This window comes from Gelidibacter pelagius (assembly GCF_017581925.1).
In the GTDB taxonomy this organism is placed as follows: domain Bacteria; phylum Bacteroidota; class Bacteroidia; order Flavobacteriales; family Flavobacteriaceae; genus Gelidibacter; species Gelidibacter pelagius.
The window spans coordinates 128,502-153,942 of sequence record NZ_JAGEVG010000006.1; the positions used below are offsets into that span (position 1 = coordinate 128,502).

Annotated in this window: 20 protein-coding genes; 11 read left to right on the forward strand and 9 right to left on the reverse strand. The window is 37.7% G+C overall.

Going from position 1 to position 25,441, the window contains the following annotated elements:
• Positions 1-16 precede the first annotated feature (16 nt).
• The 4 genes from J4051_RS06800 to J4051_RS06815 all read left to right on the forward strand — a co-directional run bounded on the left by J4051_RS06800 (position 17) and on the right by J4051_RS06815 (position 5,936).
• Complete coding sequence (locus J4051_RS06800) at positions 17-502, forward strand: ABC transporter ATPase (RefSeq protein WP_208233109.1); 486 nt, start codon at positions 17-19, stop codon at positions 500-502.
• A gap of 138 nt (positions 503-640) precedes the next feature.
• On the forward strand, positions 641-3,559 hold the full coding sequence (locus J4051_RS06805; RefSeq protein WP_208233110.1) for a glycoside hydrolase family 3 N-terminal domain-containing protein: 2,919 nt from the start codon (positions 641-643) through the stop codon (positions 3,557-3,559).
• 155 nt (positions 3,560-3,714) lie between these two features.
• Positions 3,715-4,854 carry an N-acetyl-alpha-D-glucosaminyl L-malate synthase BshA gene (gene bshA, locus J4051_RS06810; protein ID WP_208233111.1) on the forward strand — a complete coding sequence of 380 codons (1,140 nt, stop codon included), beginning with the start codon at positions 3,715-3,717 and terminating at the stop codon, positions 4,852-4,854.
• A gap of 59 nt (positions 4,855-4,913) precedes the next feature.
• Entirely contained in the window at positions 4,914-5,936 is a 1,023-nt protein-coding gene (locus J4051_RS06815) for a helix-turn-helix transcriptional regulator (RefSeq protein WP_208233112.1), read from the forward strand.
• Positions 5,937-5,998: 62 nt separating this feature from the next.
• On the opposite strand, the gene J4051_RS06820 is transcribed toward J4051_RS06815, so the two are convergent.
• The gene (locus J4051_RS06820) at positions 5,999-6,493 is read right to left on the reverse strand and encodes a hypothetical protein (RefSeq protein WP_208233113.1); all 495 of its coding nucleotides are present in this window, start codon (positions 6,491-6,493) and stop codon (positions 5,999-6,001) included.
• A gap of 133 nt (positions 6,494-6,626) precedes the next feature.
• On the opposite strand from J4051_RS06820, the gene J4051_RS06825 reads away from it, so the two are divergent.
• The 3 genes from J4051_RS06825 to J4051_RS06835 all read left to right on the forward strand — a co-directional run bounded on the left by J4051_RS06825 (position 6,627) and on the right by J4051_RS06835 (position 12,373).
• Positions 6,627-9,554: an FAD-binding and (Fe-S)-binding domain-containing protein gene (locus tag J4051_RS06825; RefSeq protein WP_208233114.1), complete on the forward strand. Its 2,928-nt coding sequence runs from the start codon at positions 6,627-6,629 to the stop codon at positions 9,552-9,554.
• A 221-nt stretch (positions 9,555-9,775) separates the two neighbouring features.
• A complete protein-coding gene (gene aroC, locus J4051_RS06830; protein WP_208233115.1) occupies positions 9,776-10,843 on the forward strand; it encodes a chorismate synthase in 1,068 nt (355 codons plus the stop codon).
• Between the two features lie 84 nt (positions 10,844-10,927).
• Positions 10,928-12,373, forward strand: a complete 1,446-nt coding sequence (locus tag J4051_RS06835; protein WP_208233116.1) for a dicarboxylate/amino acid:cation symporter — start codon at positions 10,928-10,930, stop codon at positions 12,371-12,373.
• A gap of 2 nt (positions 12,374-12,375) precedes the next feature.
• Here J4051_RS06835 and J4051_RS06840 read toward each other — a convergent pair whose 3' ends face one another.
• Positions 12,376-13,281: an EamA family transporter gene (locus J4051_RS06840; RefSeq protein ID WP_208233117.1), complete on the reverse strand. Its 906-nt coding sequence runs from the start codon at positions 13,279-13,281 to the stop codon at positions 12,376-12,378.
• A gap of 232 nt (positions 13,282-13,513) precedes the next feature.
• Between J4051_RS06840 and J4051_RS06845 the strand changes: the two genes are divergently transcribed.
• From J4051_RS06845 to J4051_RS06855, 3 genes are read left to right on the forward strand one after another with little or no spacing between them, the layout of a single operon-like run.
• Entirely contained in the window at positions 13,514-14,344 is an 831-nt protein-coding gene (locus J4051_RS06845; RefSeq protein WP_208233118.1) for an N-formylglutamate amidohydrolase, read from the forward strand.
• Complete coding sequence (locus tag J4051_RS06850; RefSeq protein ID WP_208233119.1) at positions 14,345-16,183, forward strand: flavohemoglobin expression-modulating QEGLA motif protein; 1,839 nt, start codon at positions 14,345-14,347, stop codon at positions 16,181-16,183. It abuts the gene before it with no gap.
• An 11-nt stretch (positions 16,184-16,194) separates the two neighbouring features.
• Positions 16,195-17,235, forward strand: coding sequence for a glutathione synthetase (locus J4051_RS06855; protein ID WP_208233120.1), 1,041 nt, complete (start codon positions 16,195-16,197; stop codon positions 17,233-17,235).
• Between the two features lie 297 nt (positions 17,236-17,532).
• On the opposite strand, the gene J4051_RS06860 is transcribed toward J4051_RS06855, so the two are convergent.
• Together J4051_RS06860 and J4051_RS06865 are read right to left on the reverse strand one after the other, a co-directional pair.
• Positions 17,533-17,949 carry a thiol-disulfide oxidoreductase DCC family protein gene (locus J4051_RS06860; protein ID WP_208233121.1) on the reverse strand — a complete coding sequence of 139 codons (417 nt, stop codon included), beginning with the start codon at positions 17,947-17,949 and terminating at the stop codon, positions 17,533-17,535.
• A gap of 67 nt (positions 17,950-18,016) precedes the next feature.
• Positions 18,017-20,182 (reverse strand): endonuclease MutS2, encoded by a 2,166-nt coding sequence (locus J4051_RS06865; RefSeq protein ID WP_208233166.1) that lies wholly within the window; start codon positions 20,180-20,182, stop codon positions 18,017-18,019.
• A gap of 116 nt (positions 20,183-20,298) precedes the next feature.
• On the opposite strand from J4051_RS06865, the gene J4051_RS06870 reads away from it, so the two are divergent.
• The gene (locus tag J4051_RS06870) at positions 20,299-20,982 is read left to right on the forward strand and encodes a uracil-DNA glycosylase (protein WP_208233167.1); all 684 of its coding nucleotides are present in this window, start codon (positions 20,299-20,301) and stop codon (positions 20,980-20,982) included.
• A 232-nt stretch (positions 20,983-21,214) separates the two neighbouring features.
• Here J4051_RS06870 and J4051_RS06875 read toward each other — a convergent pair whose 3' ends face one another.
• From J4051_RS06875 to J4051_RS06895, 5 genes are all read right to left on the reverse strand, one after another.
• Positions 21,215-22,069 (reverse strand): substrate-binding domain-containing protein, encoded by an 855-nt coding sequence (locus J4051_RS06875; protein WP_208233122.1) that lies wholly within the window; start codon positions 22,067-22,069, stop codon positions 21,215-21,217.
• Positions 22,070-22,167: 98 nt separating this feature from the next.
• Positions 22,168-23,037, reverse strand: a complete 870-nt coding sequence (locus J4051_RS06880; protein ID WP_208233123.1) for a nucleoside phosphorylase — start codon at positions 23,035-23,037, stop codon at positions 22,168-22,170.
• Positions 23,037-23,966 (reverse strand): DUF1835 domain-containing protein, encoded by a 930-nt coding sequence (locus J4051_RS06885; protein ID WP_208233124.1) that lies wholly within the window; start codon positions 23,964-23,966, stop codon positions 23,037-23,039. Before J4051_RS06885 ends, J4051_RS06880 begins: the two co-directional genes overlap by 1 nt.
• The gene (locus J4051_RS06890) at positions 23,966-24,289 is read right to left on the reverse strand and encodes a translation initiation factor (protein ID WP_208233125.1); all 324 of its coding nucleotides are present in this window, start codon (positions 24,287-24,289) and stop codon (positions 23,966-23,968) included. Before J4051_RS06890 ends, J4051_RS06885 begins: the two co-directional genes overlap by 1 nt.
• A gap of 99 nt (positions 24,290-24,388) precedes the next feature.
• Entirely contained in the window at positions 24,389-25,339 is a 951-nt protein-coding gene (locus J4051_RS06895; protein ID WP_208233126.1) for an isopenicillin N synthase family dioxygenase, read from the reverse strand.
• Positions 25,340-25,441 lie beyond the last annotated feature (102 nt).

Consider the following 25,441-nt stretch of genomic DNA (forward strand, 5'->3'; position numbering starts at 1 on the left):
AGAAAAAAATAGAATTATGTTAGTTGATTTTAATACCCTACCAGAAGATTCAAGAGTGTGGATTTATCAAGCCAATCGCTCATTTACGGATGATGAAATTTCAGAAATAGAATCCAAATTGGATACTTTTATATCCAATTGGACGGCCCATGGCGCCGATTTGCAATCTGGCTATATCATTAAATATAGACGTTTTATAGTTATCGCAATAAATCAAAGCTTAAGCACTGCAACAGGTTGCAGTATTGATGCCTCTGTTCATTTTATCCAGCAATTGGAAAAGGATTATAATGTTGATCTTTTGGACAAGATGAACGTGTCCTATAAGCAGGGGGATTTCATTGCCTACAAGACATTATTGGATTTCAAAAAAATGGCCAAAGAAAAGGCGGTTTCAAAAAACACCATTGTTTTCAATAATTTGGTCAATAATATCGCAGAATTCAATGAAAACTGGGAAGTTCCTGCAAGTGATAGTTGGCACAGTCGATTTATAAAATAAATCCTTCGTGCCCATAACATTTATTAATCAGCTTCTTTATAAAACTATCTTAAAGTATTATAGCCTTCAACGTAAAAGTGGTATTTTGCTGCACTATTTTATATTGGTAATTAGACTTTTTAAAAGACCCGAATTTATATGCGCTTAGTAGTTTCCCTCGTTATAATCTTTTTTATATCACTCAATAGTTTAGCACAAATGCCAGTAAATCCTTTGTTGGCAAAAGACCAGATAGCTCAGCAAAAATGGGTAGATAGTGTTTATAACAGTTTGGATACGCGCCAGCGTGTGGGGCAATTGTTCATGGCGAGAGCGGTATCAAATAACAATAAATCTAATGAAGCTCAAGTGGCCAGATTAATAAATACGCAACAAATCGGTGGCATTATTTATTCTACCGGCGGTCCAGTTAATCAAGCCAAATTAAATAATACCTACCAAGCTATTTCAAATGTTCCTTTATTGATTGGTATGGACGCAGAATGGGGTTTGAGCATGCGCTTGGATTCGACCTATGCATTTCCATACAATATGACCCTTGGTGCCATCACTGACAATAAACTAGTGGAACAAGTAGGCCGGCAAATTGGAGAGCATAGCAAGCGAATTGGGGTCCATTTTAATTTTGCTCCAACGGTTGATATCAATACCAATCCTAAAAACCCCATCATCGGAAACCGCTCTTTTGGTGAGGATAGAGATAATGTGACGGCCAAAGGTTTAGCGTTTATGAAAGGAATGCAGGATGCAGGGGTTTTGGCAAATGCGAAACACTTCCCCGGACATGGAGACACAGACACGGATAGCCATAAAACATTGCCTACCATAAACTTCAACGCAAGACGTATTGATTCTATAGAGTTGTATCCCTATAAAAAACTAATCCAGGAGGGTTTGTCAAGTGTTATGGTGGCGCATTTGAATGTACCAAGTCTCGAACCAAAAGAAGGTACACCATCGTCTTTGTCAAAACATATTATTACGGATATTTTAAAGGAGCGCTTACAATTTGAAGGCTTGATTTTCACAGATGCCTTAGAAATGAAAGGTGTTTCCAACTTTAGTAGACCTGGAGATATTGATCTTGCCGCATTTTTGGCTGGAAATGATGTACTTTTAATTTCTGAAAACGTACCCGTTGCCATTGATAAAATTGTGGCTGCTTATGAAGCCAAACAGATTACTGAAGAACGCCTGGCGCACTCCGTTAAAAAGATTTTAATGGCGAAGTATAAAGTTGGTCTTAATAATTTTAGCCCGATAGGTACAACGCATCTTGTAGAGGATCTTAATCGTTTGAAGGATGATCTGCTCTACGAAAGAGTTATGGAAAATGCCATAACGGTAGTCCGAAATCAAAAGGAAATCCTGCCTCTAAGACATCTCGAAACCAAAAAAATAGCCTATGTCGAAATGGGGGATGCTCTTGATAATTCGGCTTATCTTAATGAATTGAGAAAATATACCAAAGTACATCAAATAAAGGCAACCAAGTTGGATGAGTTGATAACCAAACTTCAAAACTACAATACAGTTATCGTCGGATTTCACAAATCAAACGTCAATCCATGGAAACCCTATCAGTTTTCTGATAAGGAGATGGTTTGGCTTTATGAAATGGCACGGACCAACACCGTTATTTTGGATGTTTTTGCACGACCTTATGCACTTATCGATTTACATTCTATAGAAAACATTGAAGGCATTGTTGTGAGTTATCAAAATAGTGAGATTTCCATGCGCAAATCTGCACAGCTTATTTTTGGTGCAATTCCAGCAAAAGGAACCTTGCCTGTTTCTACCGGAGAGCATTTTAAGGTTGGCGACGGATTTATCTATAACGCTATACAATCTTTGAGTTACGGCCTACCTGAGTCTGTTGGGATGAGTTCTGAGAAATTAAAAAAACTGGATTCGATGGCTAAAATTACCATTGATCATAAGGCAGCTCCAGGATTACAGATTTTAGTGGCTCGCAAAGGAAAAGTTGTTTACAATAAAGCGTTTGGCAAGCACACTTACGACGGTAAGGAAAAGGTGGATTTGGACGATATGTACGATGTGGCCTCACTCACAAAGATTTTGGCAACATTGCCGCTCTTAATGGAACTCGAAGAAAAAGGTATTGTTTCTACTGAAACAAAGCTGTCCCAGATTTTACCAGAATTTAAAGATTCAAACAAGAAGAATGTCACATTGAAGCAAATGTTATCACATTATGCCCGTTTAAAACCTTGGATTCCGTTTTATACTGCAACTTTGGACGCAGCCAAAAAACCAGATCCAAAATACTATAGAAGAGTTTCGAGCCCTATGTTCAGTGTGAAAGTAGCTGATGAACTTTATTTAAGACATGATTATCCAGATACCATCCAGAAAATAATTAAGGACAGCGACTTGTTATCAAGTTTAAACTATAGATACAGTGATTTTCCGTATTTCATCTTGAAAAAATATATTGAGAAATACTACGATAAAGGCTTGGATGAATTGGTTCAGGAACATTTTTACCAATCGCTGGGAGCAAATCACACCACGTACAATCCAGCAGCCATTTTCAGCAATTCGCAGTTGGTGCCAACAGAAATAGATGATTATTACAGACATCAGACCGTTCAGGGCTATGTTCATGATATGGGGGCTGCAATGCAAAATGGTGTTGGTGGGCACGCTGGTATTTTCAGTAATAGTAACGACGTGGCTAAAATTATGCAAATGTATCTTCAAAAAGGCTATTATGGTGGGAAGCGCTATTTAAAACCAGAAACTATTGATAAATTTAATTACTGCTACTACTGTGGTAGTGGCGTGAGAAGAGGTATTGGCTTTGATAAACCGCAGTTGGGAACAAAGGGGCCGACTTGTGGCTGTGTGTCCTTGTCGAGTTTTGGACATTCTGGTTTTACTGGAACTTATGCTTGGGCCGACCCGGATCAGGAAATCGTATATGTGTTTTTATCAAACCGTACATATCCCAATGCCAACAATAATATATTATTAAAAGAAGGTATTAGAACGGAGATTCAACGCTTGATTTACGAAGCAATTATTGAGTAGGTGTAGTAATGGGGCTATAAGTTTTAAGTGCCTTAAATACTTGAAGTTGGGCGGAAGAATTTTGAATATTTAGTTTGACAATTATCTGACGACCTGACAACTTTAGTCACTTCAAGTACTTGTAAAACTTTAGATTAAACTAAAAAGAACAAAACATGAAAATAGGAATCGTATGTTACCCGACCTTTGGTGGTAGTGGGGTTGTCGCAACAGAATTGGGTTTGGCATTGTCCAAACGTGGTCATGAAATTCATTTTATCACCTATAGTCAACCAGTGAGATTGGATTTATTGGGCAACAATGTACATTACCATGAGGTCAATGTACCAGAATATCCCTTGTTTTTATATCAGCCTTACGAGCTTGCATTGTCAAGCAAATTGGTAGATATGGTTAAGTTATACGGCATAGAGATTCTTCATGTACATTATGCTATACCGCATGCTTACGCCGCCTACATGGCAAAAAAAATGTTACAGGAAGAGGGCATTTACATTCCCATAGTAACTACGCTTCACGGTACGGATATTACGCTTGTGGGAAGTCATCCTTTTTATAAACCAGCCGTTACGTTTAGCATTAACAATTCAGATGCCGTGACTTCTGTATCTCAAAGTTTAAAAGACGATACCTTGCGCTTGTTTGATATTAAAAATGAGATAGATGTTGTTCCTAATTTTATCGACTTCAGTCGTCATAAATCAGAGTTTACAGACTGTCAGAGGGATGTCATGGCAAAGGAGGATGAAATGATCATTACCCATATCAGTAATTTCCGTAAGGTAAAACAGATTCCGGATGTCATTAAGATATTTTATAACATACAGAAGGAAATACCCGCAAAATTGATGATGGTAGGTGAAGGTCCAGAAAAAGCTGAAGCCGAAAGGTTATGTAAAAAACTTGACATTTTAGATAAAGTGGTCTTTTTTGGCAATAGTCATGAAATTGATAGAATTCTGTGCTTTAGCGATTTATTTTTACTACCATCACAAACCGAAAGTTTTGGTTTGGCAGCCTTAGAAGCAATGGCTTCAGGGGTTCCGGTTATTTCGAGCAATACAGGAGGGATTCCTGAAGTAAATATCCAAGGAATTACCGGCTTTCTGAGCAATGTCAACGATGTGGAAGACATGTCAAAAAATGCTATTTATATTTTGAGCGATAAAAAAAGGCTTGAAACCTTTAAACTGAATGCCACAAGAGAATCTGCTAAATTTGCAATTGAAAATGTGGTACCTCAGTACGAAGCTATTTATGTTAAGACTTTAAAAAATTGTGAGCTTGTAAAATAAGCTTTATCTTTAAATATTCTGCCTACAACCTAATGTTGGGTGTCTAAACTTCGAATTGCATGATAACCATAAAAGTCAACTCTTTGCCAGTAGATTTGGTCATAAAGGATTTGGCGGCAGCATTTCAATTGCCTTTTCAGCTTAATTGCCGTGAATATCTTGTTGAACTCTCAGAGAATATAGGTGAAGGCTATATCAAGGCAATGATGCTTGAGTCTGGACTTGGCATTATCGAATACCATTGTAAATTTAAAATGGATGTCGAAATTCAATTTGTAAAAGACTTTACACACCCCTTAAAATTTTTATACTGTACAAAAGGCAGCTTTGTACATCGATTTTCCAATGAAGATAAGCTTCATGATCTGCAAGAATATCAACAGGCTATTGTGGCAAGTCAAGACTATAACGGTCACGTCATCAGCCTAAAGAAAAATCAAGAAGTCAATCTTTATAGCTTGGAAATGGATCGAGAACGCTTTATGCTCTATGATGAATGCTCCTCTGAACTTATTAAATCTGATCTCAATGATATTTTTGGTGATGTTTTGGCTAAAAACAGTTTTTACCATGAAGGATATTATAGTTTAGCCCTTGCTGAAGTATTTGAACAGATAAAAAATTTCAATGACAATTACTTTTTAAGGACCATTTTTATGATTAGTTGCGGGTATCAATTGCTGGGAAACCAAATTGCACAATACCAAGACGATCTGAATAATGAAGAAAACAGGCATGTTTTAAGGCAATATGAGGTCTCTAGGGTAAGAGAAGCTGTTCAGTTCATCCATCAAAATATTGAGAAAACGAATACCATCAATGATATTTGTAAAGAAGTGGGCCTTACGGAAACTAAACTTCAAGAAGGTTTTAAAATCCTTTATAACTCCACAATCAATAATTATATTAATGACGTACGATTGAATCTTGCGTCTCAATTATTAAGAAGTACAAATTTCAACATCTCAGAAATCGTTTATAAAGTCGGCTTGACGAGTAGAAGCTATTTTTCAAAAATATTTAAGGAAGAATATCAGATAACCCCAACGGAATACCGTCAAATGCATATAAAAAACACATAAAAAAACCATCACTATATAAATAATGATGGTTTTATTTTTATTTCTCTTAGAGAAATTAATTTCTAAAATCTATATCTGATACCTAAGGCAATATCGAAATCCAAATCGTCATTATAATCATTTCCAAAAGCAATTTCTGGTCTGAAATCTAATGACAGCATTAAAGGGATATCAAAAACGTATTCTATTCCTATATCACCAGCAATAAACACAAAGGTCTGATTGTCTTTGTAGTGTCTACCCTCATCCTTGTATTTATAACCATAACTTGCAAGACCTGCACCAGGGCCTGCATACCAATTAAAGCCACCATCAATGTTCCAAACCCATTGGTAAATACCAGCAAGTTTAAATCCATCGTAGTTACTTCCATTTCTTAGTCCCAAATCCAATTCTAAACGATTGTTAGAGCCAAGAGCGCGTTGGTAAGAGACTTCCGCTCCAAAACCATCACTGTCGCCAATACGTAAACCAATGGCGTTGTCAGCAATATCCTGCGCATTCATAAACATAGTGCCCCCAACAAAGGCAATAGCGATTAAAAATATTTTTTTCATAATTAAAGTTTTAAAGTTTTAACAAAAATACATCTTGGATTGATATTCGAGAGAAATTATAACGCCAACTTTGTGTTAAAATTGGCTAAATACCCCTAAATTTATGACAAAATTTTAAGATTTAGAAAAGTCAATGGTAATAGAGTCAAGCAAAGTGTTAAAAGAGCTCAAACAGCAGTTGGAAGGGCAGTTATTTACTGACGATTTAATGAGAGCTCTGTATGCGACAGATGCTTCGGTATATAGAAAATTACCATTGGGTGTAGCATATCCCAAAACTCTTGAGGATTTAAAATTGCTCATTAATTTTGCAAATTCCCATTCAACATCTCTAATCCCTCGTACGGCAGGGACATCTTTGGCAGGTCAATGTGTTGGTGAGGGAATTGTAGTCGATGTTTCCAAGCATTTCACTAAAATTATTGACCTTGATGAAAATGCGAGAACTGTCACAGTTCAACCAGGTGTTGTAAGAGATGAACTCAACAACTTCTTAAAACCTTTTGGTCTTTTTTTTGGCCCGAATACGTCCACTTCCAACCGCTGTATGATTGGAGGTATGGTTGGGAACAACTCCTCGGGAACCACCTCAATTCAATACGGTGTTACCAGAGATAAGGTTTTGAAGATGAAAACCTTGTTGAGCGATGGGAGTGAAGCGGTCTTCGAGAATACAAGCAAAGCTGAATTCTTTAAGAAAGCAAAATTAAGCAGCTTAGAAGGTAATATTTACCAGACCATATATAAGGAACTTCATTCAGAGGCTGTCCAGAAACGAATTACCGATAATTTTCCAAAACCCGAAATTCATAGAAGGAATACAGGCTATGCCATTGATGAACTTCTGAAAAATGAAGTTTTTTCTGAGACATCCCAAGCCTTTAATATGTGCAAGTTATTATCGGGAAGTGAAGGAACGCTTGCATTTACCACCGAAATAATGCTCCAATTGGATCCGTTGCCACCAAAAGAAAGTATAATGGTTGCAGCACATTTTGACAGTATAGAAAATTGCTTGCAGAGTGTCGAACTGACCATGCAGCACAATCTATTTACATGTGAAATGATGGATAAAACCATCTTGGATTGTACAAAGCAAAATAAGACCCAGGCTGAAAACAGGGCATTTATTGTTGACGATCCCAAAGCCATTTTAATGTGTGAGGTTCGGGCGGATTCTTTTGAAGACGTAGAAAAACAAGCTGAACACCTGGTAAAAGCCATTCAGGATTCTGGATTAAGTTATGCATGGCCTGTTCTTATTGGGGCGGTGATCGAAAAAGCCGTTGAGTTAAGAAAAGCAGGATTGGGGCTGTTGGGCAATATTATTGGCGATAGAAAATCGGCAGCTTGTATCGAGGATACGGCCGTCGCATTACCTGATTTGGCCAACTATATCGCTGAGTTTACACAATTGATGAAGGGACACAATCAGGAAGCCATTTATTATGCGCATGCCGGGGCCGGAGAACTACATTTGAGACCTATCCTCAATCTTAAAAAAAGCGAAGATGTTGCCATGTTCAGACAGATCACAACGGATGTGGCGCATCTGGTTAAGAAATATCAAGGTTCCATGAGTGGAGAACACGGTGATGGTATCGTAAGAGCTGAATTTATTCCATTAATGATTGGTGAGGAAAATTATCAATTGTTGAAGCGCATAAAAAAAGTCTTTGATCCTCAGGATATTTTCAATCCCGGAAAAATCGTAGATGCCTATCCAATGGATCAGAATCTACGCTATCAACCTGATAGAACTGAACCCGAAATAGAGACCATAACGGACTTTTCAGCCTCTTTGGGTATTTTAAGAGAGGCTGAAAAATGCAATGGTTCTGGTGATTGTAGGAAGTTACCTGAATTTGGTGGCACAATGTGTCCGAGCTATAGAGCAACTCGTAATGAAAAGGATACCACCCGTGCCAGAGCAAATGCATTGCGCGAGTTTTTGACAAATTCAGAGAAAGCTAATAAGTTTGACCATAAGGAATTAAAGGATGTTTTTGACCTTTGTTTGAGTTGTAAGGCGTGTGCGAGCGAATGTCCAAGCAGTGTGGATGTTGCAAGTTTAAAAGCAGAGTTTCAATACCAATATCAAAAGGCAAACGGGGTCTCATTGAGAACAAAATTGTTCGCCTATAACAATACTTTGAATGGGTTTTCAAGTGCGCTTCCGCGGATGACAAATTTCTTTTTCAAAAACAGCTTAACGTCGTCAATTATAAAGAATACTTTCGGAATTGCTAAAGAGAGATCGCTTCCTTTGATCTCAAGAAAGAGTTTAGATAAGTATATACAATCATTTGACAATAAGAATATTGATGGTAATAGTATTAAAACAGTCTACTTTTTTAATGATGAGTTTACCAATCATTTGGATACACCGATTGGAGAGGATGCCATAGAACTTTTGACACGTCTGAATTATAATATAAAGTTTGTTCGGCATTCAGAATCTGGACGCTCATTCATCTCCAAAGGGCTTCTGGAGCAAGCTAAAAAATTGGCCAATAAGAACGTGGCAATTTTTAAAGATTTGATTTCTGCAGAAACACCATTAATCGGGATTGAACCTTCGGCAATATTGACATTCACGGATGAGTATCCAAGATTGGCAGACGATAAAGTAGCCGCCCAACATATTGCAAAGCACAGCTTATTGATTGAAGAGTTTATTCAGCAAGAAATCAACTTAGGACATATCAAGGCATCGCAATTTACATCCGACTCTAAAACGATAAAGTTCCATGGACATTGCCACCAAAAGGCCTTGCGCAACCAGTTGTCCAGCTTTACAATTCTCAATCTCCCTGAGAACTATAAAGTGACCATTATCCCTAGTGGTTGTTGCGGAATGGCAGGAAGTTTTGGGTATGAAAAGGAACATTATGAAGTCAGTATGCAAATTGGGGAGCAGACCTTGTTTCCTGCGGTAAGAAAAGCTCCTGAGGCGGCACTGATCTCGGCAAACGGCACCAGTTGTAGACACCAAATCATGGATGGCACGCAAACAGAAGCGCTGCACCCCATCACGATTTTGAGGCGTGCACTCCTATAGTCTTAAATTTTAAGGCGATTTTATAGCACATTAAATATTGAATTTGACTTATTTGTTTTTTGGCGAATATCAATGCGGGTTAAGAATAAGTGTTCCGTGGAATAATCACTTGGTTTTATGAAGGAATTGTTATCTTTCGACAATAAAAAATTTAGAAAACGTTTAAAAATTCTATTTTTGTTTCTCTCAGAATACAATTACATTAGCACAAAATAATATCTATGGCAGGAAATTCCTTCGGAAAATTGTTTAAACTCACAACCTTTGGTGAGTCTCACGGTGTCGCCATTGGTGGCGTTATTGATGGTTGTCCATCAGGAATAAAGTTGGATTTTGATGCCATTCAGTTAGAAATGGACCGCCGCAAACCAGGTCAATCTGATATTGTCACGCAGCGCAAGGAATCAGATGTGGTTGAGTTCCTATCAGGAATTTTTGAAGGTCAAACTACAGGCACTCCAATTGGCTTCATCATCAAAAACACCGACCAGAAATCAAAAGACTATTCTCATATAAAAGATGTTTACCGTCCGAGTCACGCCGATTACACTTACGACAAAAAGTATGGTGTTCGTGATTATCGAGGTGGCGGACGAAGTTCTGCACGAGAAACCGCTTGCCGAGTTGTTGCAGGCGCCGTTGCAAAACAAATGCTGAAAGACGTTGAGATTCATGCTTATACATCTTCAGTTGGAGACCTTTTTTTAGATAAACCTTATCAAGATCTTGACTTTTCAAAAATTGAAAGCAATACTGTACGTTGTCCAGACGAAACTATTGCAAATCAAATGATTGAAAGAATCAGAGAGATTAGAAAACAAGGGGATACCATTGGCGGAACGGTCACTTGCGTGATTCAAAATCTACCTATCGGGCTTGGAGAACCTGTCTTTGATAAATTGCATGCTGAACTTGGCAAAGCCATGTTGTCCATCAATGCTGTGAAAGGCTTTGAATATGGTAGCGGATTTTGCGGAGCCAAAATGAAAGGAAGTGAGCACAACGATCAGTTCAACGAAGATGGAAGTACCAAAACCAATTTATCAGGAGGTATTCAAGGTGGTATCAGCAATGGCATGGATATTTACTTTAGAGTGGCATTCAAACCGGTAGCCACGATTATACAGAAGCAAAACACGCTTGACAATAAAGGTGATATTGTAGAAATGCAAGGAAAAGGGAGACATGATCCTTGCGTGGTTCCAAGAGCTATTCCTATTGTCGAGGCAATGGCTGCGTTGGTTCTAGCAGATTACCAACTCCTGCGCAGGCAGGAGTCTTATGAATAAAAGACGGAGCCTTAAGCTTCCGAAAATCACCCATGATTAAAAATTAAGAGATTCCCGCCTTCGCGGAAATGAAAACATAATTACATGAAAAAATTAGCACTACACTGGAAAATCATCATTGGAATGGTCCTTGGCGTTATATGGGCATTATTATCCAGCTACATGGGCTGGAGCGCATTTACCATCAATTGGATTGACCCATTTGGTACTATTTTCATTAATTTATTGAAATTGATTGCAGTTCCTTTGGTGTTGTTTTCCATAATTGGTGGTGTTGCAAATATTGGAGATCCTTCAAGCTTGGGAAGAATGGGAGGGAAAACCTTACTTCTTTATCTCCTGACGACGATTTTTGCCATTTCCTTAGGTTTAATTTTAGTTAATACGATAAAGCCTGGAAAGCTCATAGACGAGCAAAGCCGAATAGACAACCGAATCAACTATGAAATTTGGGCCAGTTCTCAAGGGCATGAAATCAAAGATGGTATCAATTATTTAAAGGATCCAGAGTTTTTAGAAAGAGCACAGGAAATTTCCGAATTAACCAAGCAAGATTTAAAAGAAGTTTCGGTCTCAGACAAAATAGCAACCGCTGACCAACGCAAAGAAACAACGCCTTTGCAGCCGTTGATTGATATCGTTCCCGACAACTTCTTCTACTCACTTTCCAATAATGGTTTGATGTTGCAAATTATATTTTTTGCAATTTTCTTTGGCGTCTGTCTATTATTTATCCCAAATGAAAAATCGGGACCAGTCTTAAAATTGGTCGATGGTATAAACGAGGTGTTTCTTAAAATGGTGGATTTGGTTATGCAAGCCGCTCCATTTTTCGTTTTTGCCCTGTTGGCAGGCGTAGTGAGTAAAATGGCTGGGGATGATATTGGGAAAGTCGTTGAGATATTTAAAGGACTTAGTTGGTATTCATTAACTGTTCTTAGTGGTCTTTTGACTATGATATTCATAACTTATCCTTCGATTTTAAAGACTTTTGTTAAAAAGATCCCTTATGCTGGCTTTTTTAAGGCAATGAGTCCGGCTCAGACCTTGGCATTTTCAACATCGAGCAGTGCCGCTACACTTCCTATCACCATGGAATGTGTGGAGCAAAACCTTGGCGTAAACAAAAAAATAAGCAGTTTCGTTCTACCAATTGGCGCCACCGTGAATATGGATGGCACCAGTTTATACCAAGCCGTAGCAGTGGTCTTTTTAGCCCAATTGCATATGATTGATTTGACTATAGGGCAGCAACTCACCGTGGTAATGACCACAACATTGGCTTCTATAGGTTCTGCAGCAGTACCAAGTGCAGGCTTGGTGATGTTGATTATTGTGTTGGATTCCGTAGGGCTTAACCCCGCTTGGATTGCCATCATTTTCCCTGTTGACCGTATTCTTGATATGTTCAGAACTGTGGTTAACGTCACTGGAGACGCCACCGTTTGTGCAATAATAGCTGATGGCGAGAATATGTTGAATTATGAAGATGCCAAAGATCCAACAGAAACTTTCGATTTGAAATCTTAAGATCAAATATGCGCAGCACGCCTTCGGTTGATCCTGTTTTTAATTGCAGCAAAATTAAAGATGACAATAGAGATAATAATCAAGAGATAACAAATGGCTTCAATAAAGCTGACCTTTTCATCAAAATAGAAAATGGCGAGCATGAAGTTAATGAGCGGATTCAAATAAATAAAAACGCCAACTACAGAAGAGTTCAATCCTCTTAAGGCATAAATATTAAGAAACATTGGAATGATGGTAAATACCACAGCAATCAAAGCTAACATTCCGTAGAAAAATGGTGTTTTTTCGTTGGGAGAATCATAGCTAATGATGAAGGGCAACAGAAAAATCACTGCAAAAAAGACTTGGCAAGTCAGCACTAAAAAACGATCCATTTCTTGATTTTTTCGTTGTAAGACCAAATACAAAGCATACGTCAATGCAATGATCATACTGTAAAACAGATCCGTGAAATTTCCTAAGGACAATAATAGACATCCTATTAAACTCAACACTACGGAGACCCATTGCAATTTCAAAAGCTTTTCCTTGAGTAGTAAATAAGCCAATACCATGGTCAAGATTGGACAGATAAGATAGGCCAAAGACGTGGCACTTACGCTCACGTTGTTCATCACATAAATAAAAATATACCAGTTAAGGGCCAAAAATAAGCCGCTCAGTACATTGATGATGACGATACGCCGTTTGTCGGTTGTTGTCAGCGAATTGAACAACTTTATATTTGTTTTCAATGCTTTCGGTCGAAGCACTAAGGACACAAAAAACATGATGACGACAGATCCCAAGGTCCGATAACTCAGGATATCAAATGCCGAAAAGGAGTCAAGAGACTTCAGTGCAATGCTAAAAAAGCCCCATATAGTAAAGGCCGAGATTACTGCTATATAATACTTTGAGTTCATTCCAGAATTTTACAACAAGCTCGCAAAGGTATTCTAAAAACCTATGCACATCATGTTAAAATGCTTTTAAAAATGGCACTCTTCTTAAGTTCCAACGCTGTTCAATAAAAGCATATATTAACTATAATTTATCATATTGAGTAGGGTTGACAGCACATTATTCTATAAATTTGTGAAGATGTGAGAATTTTATGTCACATAAAAGCTCTAAACTTCTTATAATTTTCAATTCATGCAAAAGCTCTCAATTCAAGACATTATCTCAAAAATAGAAAACGAAGATTTCTTTCACGCGGTCGCTTCTGACTATTCATTCACCCTAAAAATTGACGATTACGTACCATACGCTTGCGCTGCCGTGCATAACGGACACCAGTTCCGTAAAGAATTATGGCCTAAGTGCCTGCATACAGAATATGAGCGGTGGTATGAAGAAGATCCAAAGACCAAAACGATGCTGAAACCACATCCTATCGTGATTTCGGGAATGGACTCCAGATTTGAATATGATTTAAACAGAGCTCCAGAGAATGCCATTTATGAAGACGCCTGGGGTAAGCAGCTTTGGAAAGAACCATTGACCGAAGACGAAAAATCAAGAAGTCTTGAAAAACATCAGAACTTCTATAAAGTGGTCCACGCATTGATTCGAAAACTGGAACTAAAATTTGGATGCTGTGTGGTCTATGATCTGCATAGTTATAATTGGAAGCGCTGGGACAGGGAAGTACCAACTTGGAATTTGGGGACCTCCAATATAGACAACATACGTTTTGAAAAAGCAGTAGAGGCCTGGCGGGATCAGTTGTCTAAAATTAAGTTGCCAAATGATATCCCACCAACAGCCAAAATCAATGACACCTTTCAGGGCAATGGTTATTTTTTGAAATTCATCACCAATAACTTTAATAACACCTTAGTGTTGGCTACAGAAGTGGCTAAAATCTATTGTGATGAACTCGGACAGGTGATCTATCCGGAAGTTGTCTCTGCCATCAGAAAGGGCTTAAAGAAGCAATTGCCCGAACATGCTTCAGATTTCTATAATATATATTCTAATTAAATGATCAAGGAACACCAAATAGATGCTGAGTTAGTCCAAACCATTTGCAAAAACATCACCGACAATGTTCCTGTGAATGCCGAATTGCCAAAAAACGGTTTGTTGCACATTGATAAACTTTTACCCTTTATTTGTGTGTATCGATACAAGGATTTGGATATGTATTTCTCAAGACTTCTTAAAACGCAAGCCTCTTACCTAATTGTCGAAGAGAGTATCGATATTTCGCATCTCTTGGAAGCCATCCGATTGATCACTTCTGAAAAGTTTGAAACTTTTCTGATTTTGGAATTATGGCCAGATAAAGACGCCCTTAAAAATCAATTTCAAATTTACGGTCCAAAAGACAAATCAGAGGAAACAGTCAATGCATTGGAGGAGGGTTTTAGTGAAATAAAAAAAACACTCTCCATTGTAAGCACAAAAATAATTCATACAGAGTTTAGGCATCCAAAACATTTGTTGCCGCTATTGGACATCTCCACTTCTAAAAAATCAGGAACACTTATTATTGGCATTTCAATTCCTGCCGTTTATCAAAACACAGAAACCGATGAGTTGTTCTCCTTGTTTTTCAGGAAATTCTACACCATTTTTTCCGAAACTATAAAAAGAGCGGTCTATGAGTTTATAAGGGTTCAAACTACCGATGCCTTTGAGAATTACCTGATGCTGGGCAAGACCCATATTGACGCTGTTACCATTTCTTCAGATACTAAACTTGCAAAAATCAGTGAACGGATGTCTTTTCTATTAAGAGTGACACCAGTAAACAGTAACGAGGAATGGGACAAATTTGAGCAGAATGAATACACGGTTACGCCATCGTTTAAATACAGATTGATTGCGATAGATCCTGAGCTGGAAAAACGCAAACTTTTTAATATTCCCATAGATTTGGTCGAAGACCCAACCATTGCATTTATATTACGAGGAAAACGTCTCGAAATAGAAAAGCAATTGATCATGCTTGAGGAGCGTGGCACCGATAATTTTAGATTTATTGGTGAAAGTCTTTATGGAGTGATCCGGAAAGATGTTCTGGAGGCGGCTGAGCACATTTTAAAAACCTATCCGGAAGGAGAGATCATCCAAGGTTCCAAGCGTTTTAATAGTGCGGAATTCGCAGAACATGCCCAAAGAGAAATAGATTATTATGCACATAAATTTCCTGACTTGGAGCTCGGTATTGAAGTAAGGGATGATGTAGCCGGCATCATGGTATCAAAGTCCAAATTGCTCATCAATAATGAAATGAATCTGGATGCGAATCGCTGTGATGCGTTGATTCAGCACGAAATAGGCACACATATCCTGACCTATTGCAATGGTAAAAGTCAGCCTTTAAAGCAGATGTACAGCGGATTTGAAGGTTATGATCAACTGCAGGAAGGATTGGCTGTGATAGCTGAATATTTGGTTGGCGGACTGACCGTAAACCGTTTGCGATTGTTGGCAGGACGTGTCATTGCCGTAAACGCCATGGTAGGCAATGCCAGCTTTATCGAAACTTTTAATCTGCTGAGAGAGTTCTATGCGTTTCCAAATCGTGTGGCCTATTATATAAGTATGCGTGTTTATAGGGGCGGCGGACTTACTAAAGATGCAGTATATCTTGCCGGGCTTATAGATTTGATGGCATACCTTAAAAAAGGAGGGAAGCTTGAACCACTATATACGGGCAAGTTTAATATCACCCATATCGCTTTAATTGAAGAATTGCTGTACAGAAACGTATTGAGACAACCCATACTGCCGAGTTTTTTAGATCGTAATGAGGTAAAGGAACGCTTGAAAAAGTTAAGGAAGGGGATAAATATTGTTGATCTTGTAAAATAAAATCAGATACAATGAAAATAGGATTTATAATCAATGATCACGCCACGGAAAAGTGGAATTATACAACACCTGCTTTGGGTTACGCCGCCTATAAACGAGGACATGAAGTGTTTTTTATCGGTGTTGGCGAATTGTCGTATGCCTCAAAAGGACATCTTTCTGTTCGCTGCAAAACTATCACTGAGAGAACTTTTAAAGGTGAGGAAACGTATTTTAAAGCGGTTCAAAATGAAGAATTTGTCAACTTATCTTCTAAAGATTTGGATGTTCTGTTCTTGAGGAATAATCCCGCAGATGAAATCAACGAACGTGATTGGGCCTATAATGCGGCCTTTATTTTTGGTGAAATAGCTATGAGCAATGGCGTATTGGTACTCAATCATCCGAGTAGTTTGGCGGGTGCTGTGAATAAAATGTATTTTCAGCATTTTCCTGAAATCCTTCGCCCTAAAACCATAATTACCCGAGACCATGATGAGATAAAGGAGTTCTTTAAAGAACAAAAGCAGAAAATGATCCTCAAGCCTTTGCAAGGGTCGGGCGGTACCAATGTATTCATGATGGATAAGAAGAACGAACACAATCTATCGCAAACCATTGATGCCATTTGTCGTGACGGCTTTGTAATTGCCCAAGAATACCTCACTGAGGCCACTGGAGGTGACACGCGGTTGTTCCTCATGAATGGAGAACCTTTACAAGTGGATGGCCAGTACGCTTTAATGCAACGCGTCAATTCTTCCGGAGACATTAGAAGTAATATTCATGCGGGCGGTAAGCCTGAAAAAGTGAAAATGACGGATCAGATCATGGAACTTGCCGATATTGTCAGACCTAAACTGGTTCAAGATGGTATGTTTTTGGTGGGGATCGATATTGTAGGTTCTAAGTTGATGGAAATTAACGTCTTCAGCCCAGGCGGCTTAAACGTAATGGGGCAGATGTACGATGCTGATTTTGCAACACCCGTTATTGAATCTATTGAACGAAAGGTCTACTACAGAAGCATGTACGGTGATTATCTGTACAATAGCAGATTAGCAACTTTATAATACAAGAAATTTAGAACGAAACACTTAAAAATTGGTTCAGCAATGTCGTTTGTAGATGATTTTAACATCAAATACTTTTTAATCAATTATTTTAAGACATACAACGACTATTTTATTTGATCACAAATCAATTGTATAGATTTACGGTATCAAAATAATGTGCTATTAATCAACTTATTATTCCCTCTGCAATAGTTAAGTTTAAGATTAATTTAGTTTTTAAGTAGTTGTTAAATGAAAAAAGTCCTTTGCCGAGGACTTTTTTTTATGCGATATTTAAAGATCAGTTATTCTTTTCTATAAAAATTTAGACTTCAATTCCTTTGTCGGAATCATACATTCTTCCTTTTTGCCGTACCATTTATATCTATTTTTTGCGATGAAGTCATATACCCAATTTCGGATGAAAGCGGGAACAATTAAAAACATAACCATCAGATGTCTCGGAAACCCAAGTTTTGATGCAATTTTCAAAGCTGCGGTCGATTTATAGGATATGCCTTTTTTGGGAGAATAGAGTAAAATAGAATCCATTTTGCTAGTGTCCACATCAAATTTTTTAATGATGGCTTGCCCAACTTCACCTTGCAACGTCGTATATCGAAACAGATCGTTTTTATCGTGTTTAATTACGTATTGCACCGAAGCATCACAGAGGTTACAGACCCCGTCAAAAAGAATTAGTTTTTTATTTTGTTCCAAATCTATGGACATGTTGTTCTATTTTTAAACTTATTTACTCGACTGCCAACTGCCAACTGCCAATTGCATACTATCATTCTCACTTCCCAACCGCTTCCACCAATTCCAATTGATCCACACTTACATTGGTCGTAAACATCCCGTAATTAATGATGGCTTTGTTTTTTTCGAGTTTATCAATACTGCCAACAGCTCTGCCGTCCTGTAATCTGACGCGGTCACCAATTTTAAAGTTAGCTTTTGGTTTCGGAGCGGTCTCTACTTTTTTCTTGGCGGCTTTCTTTTTCTCGCGAATGACTTCAACCGTTTTTTCAGCTTCCTTAATGACTTTTTGCTCCTTTGCTTTCTGAACTTTTTTCACTTTGGCCGAAACCTTTTTTCGTTTGGAATTTTCAATTTGGACGACTTTGAACAATTCTGCCATCAGTTCACGCTTTTGATTGTTATCAAAATAACGCTCCGCCAAATCATTCATCTTTTGTCCCAAATAAATCAAACGTTGATTGCTATCATATAACTCTTGATAGTTTTCGAGCTTTTTTTGTATTTTCTGATTTATTTCCTCAAGTTTTTCAGCTTCGTTCAATTTCTTTTGTTCATTGACTTTAAGAGAGCGTTCCGTCTTTTCTAATTTGGAACGTTCTTTCTGAAGTTTAGCTATTGTGGCATCAAATCTCACTTTTCCACGTTCAATTTTCTTTTTTGCGCGATTGATCAAACTATAGGGAATGCCATTTTTTTGTGCCACTTCAAAGGTAAAAGAGCTTCCGGCTTGACCCAATGCAAGTTTGAACATTGGCTCCAAACTTTTTTCATCAAACATCATATTGGCATTTTGCATGAAAGGCAACTCGTTGGCCAAAACCTTAAGGTTGGAGTAGTGGGTGGTGATAATTCCGTAAGCTTCTCTATGGTAAAACTCCTCCAAAAAAGTTTCTGCCAAAGCACCACCCAATTCCGGATCACTTCCGGTCCCAAATTCATCAATCAAGAAAAGAGTGTTCCCATTACACTTCTTTAGGAAATAATTCATCTGTTTTAATCTGTAACTATATGTGCTTAAATGATTTTCAATCGATTGATTGTCACCAATATCAGTTAATATTCGATCGAATAGGCAAATTTTACTGCGTTCATGAACTGGGATTAAAAGCCCACTTTGCAGCATCACTTGTAATAGGCCTACTGTTTTTAAGGTGATACTTTTTCCACCCGCATTTGGTCCTGAAATCACAATTATCCTGTTTTCAGGATGCAATGTTATAGATTGCGGAAAGGTTTTAATATTTTTCTTTTGATTCGAAATATAAAGTAATGGATGGATGGCATCTCTCAGAACGTAGTCTTTGTTTTCAGTAATTTCCGGTAAAAGAGCATTAATGGATTGGGCATATTTTGCTTTTGCAAAAATCACATCCAATTCAGTTAAGAACATCTGATAATTCTTTAACAACCCACGGAACGGTCTCATATAATCAGTCAGCTGTTTTAATATTCTGTTGACTTCTTCCGTTTCTTCAAAAACTAAATTATTGAGTTCTCTAGTATATCTAAAAGTTGCTTCCGGTTCAATATATACGATACTTCCTGTTTTGCTGCCTCCTAAAATCGCACCTTTTACCTTACGTCTGTACATTGCTTTGACTGCCAGAACGCGCTTGTTTTCAACCACTGATTCCCTAATATCATCTAAGTAATCCATGGCACTGTAAGAATTCAATGCTGACACAAAACTTTGGTTGATTTTACCTCTGATATTATTGATTTCCTGCCTTAGCTTAAATAGTTCATCTGACGCATTGTCCTTAACATCGCCAAAACGATCAATTACAATATCTATTTGATGGATCAACTCAGTGGTGATGGGAATAGGCGAGGAGAACTCAAATAGATTTGGGTAGTATTCTTTAAACTTCTTTAAAAAACCAATAATATCATTAGAAGAGACAGAAATAGCTTTAATTTTTTTAAAGCTCCCAGTTTCCAGGAATGAGTTTTCTATTTTTAAAAATTGAATTTCTTTTGTAATGGGTTCAAACCCATGGTTTGGAATGCGATTGTCATTTTCAAAAGATGCCAAATAATCATTGGTCAGCTGCAAAGCTTGCAATACCTCTTCTTTTTTGCGAAATGGCTTGATCTGTAAGGCCATTTCAGTGCCCAAATGAGTCATGCAGTATTCCGCCATTTGATTTAAGACGGTATAAAATTCAATATCTTTTAAGGTTTTATCTTGAATGTGCATTCTCTTATAGGGCATCTTTAATTGGGAACAAATTTACGGAAATTTAAAGTTTTGGGATGCATAATTTACTACATACCGAAAATCAGCTTATTTTTATCGAAAACATAATAACAATCATGCATATCAATATCCATTCCAGCTGGAAAAAAAGACTTCAATCGGAGTTTGAGAAACCTTATTTCAAGGATTTAATGACATTTGTCAAACATGAATATGCCACTCAGACCTGTTATCCCAAAAAAGAAGCTATTTTCAATGCCTTTAATTGGTGCCCATTCGATCAAGTAAAAGTCGTTATTATTGGTCAAGATCCCTATCATGGCACAGGACAGGCCAACGGGTTGTGTTTTTCAGTTAACGAAGGCGTTGTGCATCCGCCTTCACTCAGAAATATTTTTAAGGAGTTAGAATCTGATTTGGGAATCCCATATCCTGTCTCAGGAAATTTAGAACCGTGGGCGAAACAAGGTGTTCTGTTGCTCAATGCCACCTTAACGGTAAGGGCAGGAACTGCTGGCAGTCATCAAAAACCAGGATGGGAAATTTTTACAGATCATGTTATTAAAACAATAAACGATCAAAAAAGACACGTGATATTTTTACTTTGGGGAGGTTTCGCCAAAAAGAAAGCTAAATTAATAGATACTTCCAAACATACAATAATTACTTCAGGGCATCCTTCGCCATTAAGTGCCAATAGAGGCTATTGGTTTGGAAATAAATGTTTTAGCAAGACTAACTACCAGTTGGAGCAAGTTGGCGTGAATCCAGTTGATTGGAGACTGAAAAAGGACGCTTGATGGGTTTTACTTCTGAAATGACTTTTTTTGTAGTTCTATTACAGCTGAATATTAGGAGTAGGAAATTTAAAACAACTAAGGAAGCAATAATTAAAATAATGGTCATGATCATATGTATTTATATATACCAGGGGAATTTGGACGATTTGGACTACAAATGTATGCAATTTTAAAACAACCCCATGTCAATCTAAGAAAAACTTAATATTATGTTAATTCCATAGGGATGAGCTCATACTTCTTTGACAATGTCGCGATAAGGCTTTTGTTCTTTAAGGATGTCTAATTTCATTAATTTCTGTTGCACTTTTTTTACTGTAGCTTCATCCAAATTGCTTTGCGACCATTCTGTCAAAGAAAGCCATTCCTGCACGTCTTCCAATTGCAGTTCATATCTGTTGGCAATCATTCTATCAATGCTTGGGATTTCCTTAAAATCAATGGTCGTATTGTTGATAACCTCCAAAATAATCTTGACTATATTCTCGTTGGCTTTTAAAAATTCATTCCTTACGGCAATAACAAAACAAGGCCATGGTGTAGGGCAATTGTCAATGCGCCTAAAAACACCTGAGTCCACAATGGGTTTGGTCATAAACTTTTCCCACATAAAATAATCCGCATCGCCATTGCTCAAAGCTTTAACGGCGCCGTCCAAATCTTGTATGACTTCAAACTTAAGATCAGTGTCTAAATCCCAACCATGATTTTCAGCATTTATATAGGCCATCAAGTGAGATCCTGATCCAAATCTACTAATCGCACAGCGTTTTCCTTTCAAATCTTCAATAGATTTAAATTCAGAGTCAGCCGCAACATGAACGCCCCAAATAAGTGGTGTTTCTACAAAAATTTGAACGATTTTGCTCGGGTTTCCTTCTACAATATCTTTAATAATGCCTTCAGTTAAAATAACGGCCATATCAATATCTCCTGTTCGAAGTGCTTCGCTCATGGCACCAGTGCCTCCGGGATAATCTTCCCAACGCAGATTGATATTCTCCTCTTTATATTCGCCGTTTTTTAGCGTTAAATACCACGCAAGATTAAAATGTTCGGGTACACCACCAATTTTTACTGTCGTCATTAAAAAATTTATTTATTTATCCCGCACAATCCTTATACAAATTTGGGGTGGGAATCTGATTTTAAAACTTATTATTAAAATTATAGGGGTTTTTCAAACTATTCCACCAACTTGTCCAATGTATATATTATCAAATTATTGACAAGGTTTGTTGAATCCTTACTAAATTCGCCAGTCGCCCGATTGGCAATAATCGCATTCATGGATAAGGCTTTGTGGCCCAAAAGCGCTGATAAGCCATAAATTCCGGCAGTTTCCATTTCTAAATTGGTGATGGACATATCGTTATAATCAAAACTTGCCAATTTATTATTAAGGTCGTCATCCTGTAGGGCAAGCCTTAAAACCCGACCTTGAGGTCCGTAAAAACCAACATTGGTAGCCGTAAAGCCTCTTACAGTTTTATCTGAGCTAAATTTTTTGAGCAAGGTTTCATTGCATCTTACAATATATGGTCTTGACTTTAGAGGACTCCAATTGGTGTGTTTTACTAAGGCTTCTGAAATCTTGTGATGTTGAATGTGTTCACTTTCATAAAAATGTAATAAACTGTCAAAGCCAGCGGCGTAATCACTTATCAGAAAGGAATCTAAGGGAATTTCTTTTTGGATAGAACCAGAGGTCCCAATCCTAATGATTTCCAAAGAAGTGAGTTGGTCCTTGATTTTGCGTTTTTCTAAATCAATATTGACCAGAGCGTCCAATTCGTTGAATACAATATCAATATTGTCGGTTCCAATCCCAGTGGAAATGACTGTGATCCGTTTTCCTTTATAGGTACCAGTTTGCGTGTGAAATTCTCTTTTTCTTGTCTGAAATTCGATGTGATCAAAATGCTGTGTCACATTGTCCACACGGTCAGGATCACCAACAGTAATGATAGTTGGAGCAAGATGTTCCGGTCTTAAATTAAGATGATAGACACTGCCATCCGGATTGAGTATAAGTTCTGATGCTTTTATTGACATTAGGTCGATTTTATAAGTTTATTTTCAATTTTACTAAACTGAAAATCAATTTTTTTGACACCTCCATAAATCATCTTGGAGGCCAATTCTTTAGAGAAATCCCGTCGTTCCAGTAGCGCATCATGTCCTTTCCGATTGAGTACAATTTGGTCTTCTTCCTCAGTGTAAAAAATATTAAGTCTGTCAATCATTCTTTCAATCTGAATGTCCCCAAAGCCATAATAGCCTTGAAAATTCAGGATATAGCCCAATAAGTGTCGCTTTGATGATACTTTATGATCAGAAATCATGTGAAGCGTATGCGTTTCTAAAGTTGAAAGTCCTGTTTTAGAATCCGGAAAGCGCTCTAAATGTGCTTTCAAACAACTACTCAAATATGGGAACGACGATTTTTGCACAATAAAGGGCTTAAAGAGATTATGATCGTGACCACAATAAATCCGCCATAAAGAACTCATCAATTCAATATCTTCATCGGATAGTTTAATTTTATTTTTAAATTCCCTATGAAGTTGTTCAGGCTTTAATTCGGCCAGTGCCTTAAGATCTTTTTCGCCTTTCACGCGGCCGCTACATACCAAGTAGAGTGGGATTTCAATTTTCTTTTGTTTCAAAAGGTTGATAATCGCCATCAAATTGATATGACAAAACAAATCGTATTCAAACCATAATACAATTTCTTCAAACTGATCTGTATGGTTTAAAACGTCCAATTCACTTAGAAGCTCAGCTTCTGCGATTTCAATATCATAAAACTCCAATAAAAATTCCTTCCGGAGATTGAAAAACTCGTCAGTCTCAATCTCTTCTGTTGTCGGGCCTTCACAGAGCATTTCCTGCCAGGTCAAAAAATCACCTTCAATTTTCAGTTCGTTCAAATAATCTGTCAGATCATTGCCGTTGGTAATATGTAAAACTCCGAATCCCATTAGCCTCCCACACGTTTTACTGTAAATCCTTTTTCCTTTAAGATTTCCATAATTTTATCTCTATAATCCCCTTGAATAATGATTTTATCATCTTTAAAACTCCCGCCGACACTCAGTTTTGTTTTGAGTTCCTTTGCCAATATCTTAAAATCTTCTGTAGCTCCGGTATAGCCTTCTATAATAGTAATCGGTTTACCTTTTCGCTTTTCATATTTACAAATAATGGGATCATCCTGCAGCCAAATATTAGAGGGTTCGTCTTCAGGCGTTTCTTCTGGGGTGTGTTCTGGGAACAACTTTTTGAGTTGGTCTTGTAAATCCATGTTTTTTTAGTCTTCTGGTCTTCCGTCCTCCGCAAACGCTGTGGACGGGCAGGCAGTCCTCAGTTGCATGACTGCCAACTGAAAACTGCCTACTGTCAACTATTTCTTGATCAATCCTAATTCTATTAAACGCTCATGTAAAAACTCGCCAGCAGTAATATCTTCAAATTGCTTAGGGTTGTCTTTATCAATACAGCTCTCCAAAACATCCAACTTCATTTCGCTTATGGGATGCATAAAAAATGGAATGGAATAGCGAGATGTTCCCCAAAGCTCTTTAGGGGGATTGACAACTCGGTGGATCGTTGATTTTAACTTATTATTGGTGTGACGTGAAAGCATGTCGCCAACATTGATCATCAATTCATCTGGTTGCGCGATGGCATCAATCCATTCGCCTTTATGGTTTTGTACTTGCAACCCACGTCCTTGAGCTCCCATTAACAAGGTGATTAAATTAATATCACCATGTGCTGCCGCTCGAACAGCTTCTTTAGGCTCTTCGTGAATGGGTGGATAATGGATAGGTCTTAAAATGGAGTTGCCATTATGGATATAATTATCAAAATAAGTTTCTTCCAATCCTAAATGAAGTGCCAAAGCCCTAAGCACATATTTTGCTGTTCTTTCGAGCATTGCGTAGGCCTCTTTTCCTACCTCATTGAATCTTGGTAATTCTGTGACCGTTACGTTTTCAGGATATTCTTTGGCACGGACAGGGTCGTCTTCTACATATTGACCAAAATGCCAGAACTCTTTTAAGTCGGCTTGTTTTTGGCCCTTTGCACTTTCTTTCCCAAAAGAAACATAGCCTCGTTGACCGGCAATTCCTGGGATTTCATATTTCCGTTTGGTTTCTACTGGCAATGAAAAGAAATTCTTCACCTCACCATAAAGATCACCGACTAATTTATCATCTAAAAAATGGCCTTTAAGCGCAACAAAGCCTATTTCTTCATAAGCCTTGCCTATTTCATCAATAAATTTTTGCTTTCTAACCGGATCACCAGAAACAAAATCCTGAAGATTCACACTTGGTATCACATTCATATTTATATAGGTTATTAGATTTAACTGTCTTAATTACAAAAGTAACGAAAATACTATTAAATGTAGTTGCTTTATTACGCTAAAAGATCAAGGGTTTACAGT